Genomic DNA, 3,641 nt, shown 5'->3' on the forward strand with positions numbered 1-3,641 from the left:
GTTAAAGCGACGGTAAGAAGCGTCGCGAGCAGTTGCGAGCGCGAGCCTGGTGCATACGGGACTTCGGGGAGGACACGGGCGCATGGCCTGGGACGAGTGGGAGCAGTCGAAGGCCAATGTGGCCAGGACACCCGGAGAGCACACGCAGCTCAACCAGCTCGCAGACCAGGGGAGTGCCGGAGGCGGCGATCTGGTGGTGCACCAGGACGATTTGGGCGCCGTAGGTCATGAGGCGTTCATCCTCTACGACCAGCTTCACAAAGAGGCGGACATCGCGGGCGCCAGTCCCAACAAGGCCGGTGCCGGATCCACCGCTCAGTCGGCCGTCGCGCTGAAGTCCCACAATTTCGAGATGGGCGGCGCTTTGGAGACGACGGTTGAGATCTGGACGTCTCAGGTGAAGTCGGTCCTTCAGGCCTGTGCGCACATCTCCAACCATCTCGACTACAGCAAGAAGTTGCACGCCAACGACGACGACAAGATCGCCTCTGTCATCCAGTCCTATGACGGTTTGACCGTTCCCGTGTCCCAACTCAACGAGTACTTCAAGTAGGAGCGCGCGATGCCCCTCACCTACGCGGACCTCCTCGAAGTCGATCTGGGAAAGCTCGGCACGGCCGTCTCCGACTGGAAGAACACCGTCGACGGCCTGAAGACACTCTCGGAGAACGCCCGCAAGGGCATGCAGGCGAAGTCGGACGCGGCTCGCTGGGCCGGACAGAACGCCACAGTAACGCGCGGGTTCGTCACTAAGACGACGAAGGAGATCACTGACCTCCATACGGAGGCGAACAGCATCTACCGAGTCCTTGACGACGCCCACACGGAACTCGCCTCACAACAGAAGAAGATCAAGACCGCGGTCCAGGTGGATGCCTCGAACCTCGGAATCCGCGTCGACGACATCGGCGACGGTCAGGTCCGTTGCTTCTTCGTACACATCCGGGGCGACACCGACGAGCGTACCCAGGAACAGCTTGACGCCAAGCAGGCGTTGGAAGACCGGATCAACCGGATCCTCGCCCGCGCATCGGAGATCGACGCTTCGGTTGCCCGCGCCCTGCGCAAGAGCCACGGCAACGACCCACACAACGCCGGCCACAGCTCGTACGACTCCTTGGACGAAGCCCAGGCCGAACGCGCGGCGGAACTCGCCAAGCTCGGCCCGGAAATGACGGACAAACAGTTCACCGAACTGAACTCCATCATGAAGTACAACGCGAAGGACCCCGACTTCTCAACGCCCTTCTACAAGTCCCTCGGCGGCCCGAAGGAAGCTCTGGACTTCTACGGCCGCATGGCGCTGGACGGCACAGCGGGGGAGCACAAAACCAGACTCGATCTCACCAAACAGTTCCAGCACAACATGGGCGTGGCACTGGCCTCGGCGACGGACCCGGACAACAAGCCGCACCTACCATCGAGTTGGGCCACCGACTTCCGCCGCTTGGGGACTCAGCCAATCCAACTCCAGCCGGGCGCGCCCCAGTCTCCCTACGGCTACCAGATCCTGGGTGGGCTCCTCCGGAGTGGCAACTACGACCACAGATTCCTCAATCCCATCGCAGAGCACATCGTGCAGTTGCACCACAAGGACCCCTACCGGTTCGTCTCGAACAAGCCGCACACGGGGGACCTCGACTTGGGTTTCAACCCGTCCGGCCGGTCGGGAGCCGGCTACGACCCGCTGACCGGTGTACTGGAAGCCCTGGGCCACAGCCCTCAAGCCTCTACCAAGTTCTTCAACGACGAGGTACCCACGGTCTATAACGACGACGGGACGGTGAAAAAGAACGCGACCCTCGACTATAAATACTTCGACGAGCTCACGGACAAGGACTTCGAGTGGCCGGCGGACACCCTTTCCCACCCCGGCAGCGACGAGGCCGAGAAGGCCCGCAGCTTCGGCCCGGACGCCCTCGGCCATGCCCTTGAGTCGGCGACAACAGGCCATCCGTATGGCGCAGACCCTCCGGAACTGCACCGCGACGAGGACACCGCCGAGGTCATGAGAAAGGTCATCGAGCGCTACAACGTCACCTCCGAGGACGCTCCCCCCGAAGCTATGAAGGACAGCCTGGCCCGGATGGGGGCGGCATACATCGACGACCTCAACTACTCCATCAAAAACTTCGGCGACTCGGGCGATGAGTTGCTGCGCGATCGACTTTTCATGCATAGCAGTGACGGTTCGACTCGTACGCCGTTCGGTGAGGCGGAATCACGGAACTTCATGATGCTGGTGGCAGGTGACGAGGAGGGGTACAAGACTCTGACCGTCGCCCAGCAGGTTTTTGAAGCCAGTGGACTTGCGGCTCTCGAGAACGATCGCGGCAGCGGAGTTTCTTTCGCACATAATGCGGCCAAAATGCACGGAATCCTCGATGAATCACGATCGCATCAGATTCGCGAGGATTTCAAGGATATTGAAGGTGCGGAAAATTTGAAGATGGAGCAGACCGGAGAATGGAGGAAGTCGGCAATGACGGGTGGCGTCTCGTTGGTCGTGGCCGGTGGGACTGCACTGTTTCTGGGGCCCGCCGCTGGAGTTGTCGCCGCCACCGTTGTACCGATCGTCGTGGAATCGGGAGGTGAGGCGGTCAATACAGCCTATGGCACACACACGCTGCAATATTTGGAGGACAATGAATACAAGAATGACCCGGAAGCATTGCGACAGGTGCAAACGCTTGAGGAGGTTGGTGAACGGGGAGCGTGGGTTCCTTTCTCTAACTACGCCGATGCTGTCGGTATGAGCGCAGAAGAAAAGAACGCGCTTCTCCCTGGCATCGAGGGATCGTACAGGGATGGCAAGGATGCGATCTCGGACAATGAGAAGGTGTTCTGATGCGGTTCTTGGGCAGGGTGATTCCAGTCCTGGGTGTCGTCGTTTTTATGTCTGCAATGCTTTCGTCCTGTTCCGGCGAGAGTAGTGATAGGAGTAAATCGCCAAAGGGTTGGAGCGTGTGTAATGAGCTCTTTGGATCCAGTAGTGTCGATGCCCTTCAGGGTGAGATGGGAAGCGGGGTGTTGCGTGTCGAGAATTCTCTTACTCCCGTAGATGAAATCGTGTCTTCCCTCGTCGGCACGTCGCGACGCTGGGAGCCTGGGAGCGAATTGCATTATGCCATCTCGGAACACCCGTGTGATCTGGGCGTTGAGGGAAGGAGTGATGAATTTCTATCCTATGTGAGTTGGTCCACCTATTCGCAGCAGAGAATCAAGGCGGGCGAAGCGGGAAGCGGTTGGCAATCTGTTGGCAAGAGCATCCTCGTCAAGCGTGAAGACGAAGGATTGCATCTGGTTGCGGTGATTCCCTGCAAAGTTGAGGGGAGTCATCGAGAGCAGGAAGCTCAACTTCCTCTAGAAATCGAGACCCAAGTGCGAAATGTCTCAGATTTTGATGTCAAGATCCTACGTGAAATGACGGCACACTTCACGCGCAAGCTTGTGGACGGTCTCAAGTGTGAGAACAGCCCAGAAGTTCCGAGCGCTATTTGAAAAGCGGCCTCGCGGCTTTTGAGAACGATCAGGATAACGGCATTGCGTTTGCTCAAGATGCCGCGAAAGTGCACGGAATTCTCGATGAATCGCGATCGCATGGAATCCGCGAGGAATTCAAGGGTGCGGAAGAGGCTCAG

Annotated in this window: 3 protein-coding genes; all 3 read left to right on the forward strand. The window is 59.0% G+C overall.

The window, feature by feature from the left end:
* The first annotated feature begins 82 nt into the window (after nucleotides 1-82).
* Genes I8N67_RS41030 through I8N67_RS41040 form a run of 3 tightly spaced genes read left to right on the forward strand, consistent with a single transcriptional unit; the run spans nucleotide 83 to nucleotide 3,501 of the window.
* A complete protein-coding gene (locus tag I8N67_RS41030) occupies nucleotides 83-553 on the forward strand; it encodes a hypothetical protein (protein ID WP_200309406.1) in 471 nt (156 codons plus the stop codon).
* A gap of 9 nt (nucleotides 554-562) precedes the next feature.
* Complete coding sequence (locus I8N67_RS41035) at nucleotides 563-2,848, forward strand: DUF6571 family protein (protein WP_200309407.1); 2,286 nt, start codon at nucleotides 563-565, stop codon at nucleotides 2,846-2,848.
* A complete protein-coding gene (locus I8N67_RS41040) occupies nucleotides 2,848-3,501 on the forward strand; it encodes a hypothetical protein (RefSeq protein ID WP_200309408.1) in 654 nt (217 codons plus the stop codon). Before I8N67_RS41035 ends, I8N67_RS41040 begins: the two co-directional genes overlap by 1 nt.
* The last annotated feature ends 140 nt before the right edge of the window (nucleotides 3,502-3,641 follow it).

The organism is Streptomyces adelaidensis, from assembly GCF_016598475.1.
GTDB lineage: Bacteria > Actinomycetota > Actinomycetes > Streptomycetales > Streptomycetaceae > Streptomyces > Streptomyces adelaidensis.

Coding starts and splice junctions, on each gene's coding strand:
- I8N67_RS41030 (WP_200309406.1), top strand. CDS start 83: ATGGCCTGGGACGAGTGGGAGCAGTCGAAGGCCAATGTGGCCAGGACA.
- I8N67_RS41035 (WP_200309407.1), top strand. CDS start 563: ATGCCCCTCACCTACGCGGACCTCCTCGAAGTCGATCTGGGAAAGCTC.
- I8N67_RS41040 (WP_200309408.1), top strand. CDS start 2,848: ATGCGGTTCTTGGGCAGGGTGATTCCAGTCCTGGGTGTCGTCGTTTTT.